Here is a 2324-nt window from a genome sequence, read left to right on the forward strand (position 1 = left end):
CCTGCCGCGAAGACCGTCGGCAAGGAAGGTGCCCACCCGCTGGCCCTGTTCAGCAAGGTCGTGACGGTCAACTTGATCGGCAGCTTCAACATGATCCGGCTGGCAGCGGAGGCCATGTCGAAGAACGAGCCCGAATCCACGGGCGAGCGCGGCGTGCTGATCTCCACCGCCAGCGTGGCCGCCTACGACGGCCAGATCGGCCAGGCGGCCTATTCGGCTTCGAAGGGCGGCGTGGTGGGCATGACCCTGCCGATCGCGCGCGACCTGGCGCGCAACGGCATCCGCAACATGACGATTGCTCCGGGCATCTTCGGCACGCCGAGGCTGTTCTCGATGCCGCAGGAGGTCCAAGACGCACTCGCCGCAGGCGTACCCTTCCCGAGCCGCCTGGGCACACCAGCCGACTACGCCAAGCTCGTGCACCAGATCATCACCAACGACATGCTCAATGGCGAGGTGATCCGTCTGGACGGCGCCATTCGCCTGGCACCGAAGTAGTCAAGGCCCCCCCAGGGGGGCTGAGCCCGGATACGAACAGTCCAGTGGACTGTTCGTGCCAGGTAAAGAGTCGGGCCTACGGCCCGACGCGGTCTGCAAGGCCCGCCCGGCGGCCCGGCTGAGCCGGTTCCGCGGGCATCGCTTGATCTGCCGCTCGCTGCGCTTGCTCTTGTCAGGGCTTCTGGCGGGCCACCAGCGACCACAGGCGGGCCAGATCGGCTGTGCCGTCGTTACCACCGACGGTCTTGAAGACCGACTGGGCGCGCGCGTTGTCTCCGGCGAGCAGCCAGGCGATGCCCAGGTGCAGCTTGGCGTCGTCGGCGCGCTTGAGCCCGCCCTTGGCAATGCCCTGCTCCATCAGTGCAATGCCCTTCTTGGGCTCGCCCAGGAAGACTTGACCGAAGCCGACATCCACCAGATCGTTGCCGATCTTGGCGGCTGAGGCCTCGGCCTGACGTGCTGCCAAGGCCTGCTTGGCTTCGTCGGCGCGCTTGGTCACCAGATCCTTCAGGCGCCGATGGCGATCCGCCTCAGCCGGAGTGCCAGTCCCCAGCACGCCGGCCGCAAAGCCCTTCTCGACCACTTGCTTGCCCTCACCTGGCAGGCCGGCCTGCACTGCGAGCTGCGCCATCTCCATGTAGTCGTTGGCGTTGCGCATGCTGTTCGACGCCAGCATCAGCCGGTAGGTGTCGAGCACCAGACGGTCACTGAAGTTGGGCTTGCGCTGCACGCGTGCCAGCAAGTCACCCCAATACTCCTTCTTGGGGTAGTGCGTCACGAGGCGTTCCATCGCCAGCACGTAGCTGGCGTTGTCGTTCACGCGCTGGGCTGCATTGAGCAAGAGCTTGAGGCGATCTTCGGCCGGCACACGGCCGGCCTTCTCGTCGGCCTGCACCTCGACCACCAGTTCCTTGGTGGCCCCGGCGTAGTCGCCGCTCAGGTACTGCGACTGGATCACCAGCGTGCGGATCTGCCCGTTGGTGCCGCCCTCTGCCAGATAGCGCTTGCCCCAGGTGACAGCCTTGGCGTAGTCCTTGGCCCGGTAGTAGCTGCCGGTCAGGGACTCCAGCATGCGCAGCTGCTCAGCCGCCGGCAGCTTGCCAGTCGCCTTCAAGGTCTCGTACGACTTGGCAGCCGTGTCGACCTCTCCTGCGCCCGAAGCCGCGGCAATCCGCATGCGCTCGATCAGGTAGCTCTCGTTGGCGTTCTTGTTCGGCACAGCCTCGGCCTCACGCACCTTGGCCAGCGCCTCCTTGAACTTCTGCCCCTTGATCAGCTCCTGCGCCGCCTGCAGCGGCTTGCCGACGTCCGGGCGCACGGCTTCCTGGGCACGCATACCTGCCGCGCCCACGAGCAGCGAAGCGGCCACGATCAGATGGAGTGCTTGTCTCTTCATGGCCTGTGCGTCACTTGATGAACTGCTCGTTGCCGACCATGCCAAGCTTGGTCACACCCAGGCGCTGGGCGCTGGCCATCACCATGGCGACTTCCTTGTACTCCACCAGCTTGTTGGGCCGAAGGTGCACTTCCGGTTGGTCGGCCATCGCGGCCGTGTTGGCAAGACGTGCTTCCAACGCGGCGCGGTCGGGCACAGCCTCGCCGTTCCAGAACACCGTGCCGTCGAAGTCGATGTCGATGGTCACCACCACCGGCGGCGCGGTGGGCGGCGGCGGGGTGCCGGTCGGCATGTTGAGGTTGACCGAATGCAGCTGGATGGGGATGGTGATGATCAACATCACCAGCAGCACCAGCAGCACGTCCACCAGCGGCGTGGTGTTGATGTCGGCGATCGGTTCGGGATCGGCCTCGGTGCCGGCGCGGATGTG

Annotated in this window: 3 protein-coding genes; 1 reads left to right on the forward strand and 2 read right to left on the reverse strand. The window is 66.1% G+C overall.

Annotated elements, in window-relative coordinates; genetic code table 11:
* Positions 1-498: SDR family NAD(P)-dependent oxidoreductase (locus VFL64_RS16395; protein WP_489541448.1), on the forward strand; the 498-nt coding region annotated here is incomplete at its 5' end.
* A 172-nt stretch (positions 499-670) separates the two neighbouring features.
* Here the strand turns inward: VFL64_RS16395 and VFL64_RS16400 are convergent.
* Both VFL64_RS16400 and VFL64_RS16405 read right to left on the reverse strand, forming a co-directional pair.
* Entirely contained in the window at positions 671-1894 is a 1224-nt protein-coding gene (locus VFL64_RS16400) for a tetratricopeptide repeat protein (protein WP_489541449.1), read from the reverse strand.
* A gap of 10 nt (positions 1895-1904) precedes the next feature.
* The gene (locus VFL64_RS16405; RefSeq protein ID WP_489541450.1) at positions 1905-2321 is read right to left on the reverse strand and encodes an ExbD/TolR family protein; all 417 of its coding nucleotides are present in this window, start codon (positions 2319-2321) and stop codon (positions 1905-1907) included.
* Between the last annotated feature and the right edge of the window lie 3 nt (positions 2322-2324).

The organism is Rhizobacter sp., from assembly GCF_035702065.1.
Classification (GTDB): domain Bacteria; phylum Pseudomonadota; class Gammaproteobacteria; order Burkholderiales; family Burkholderiaceae_C; genus Rhizobacter.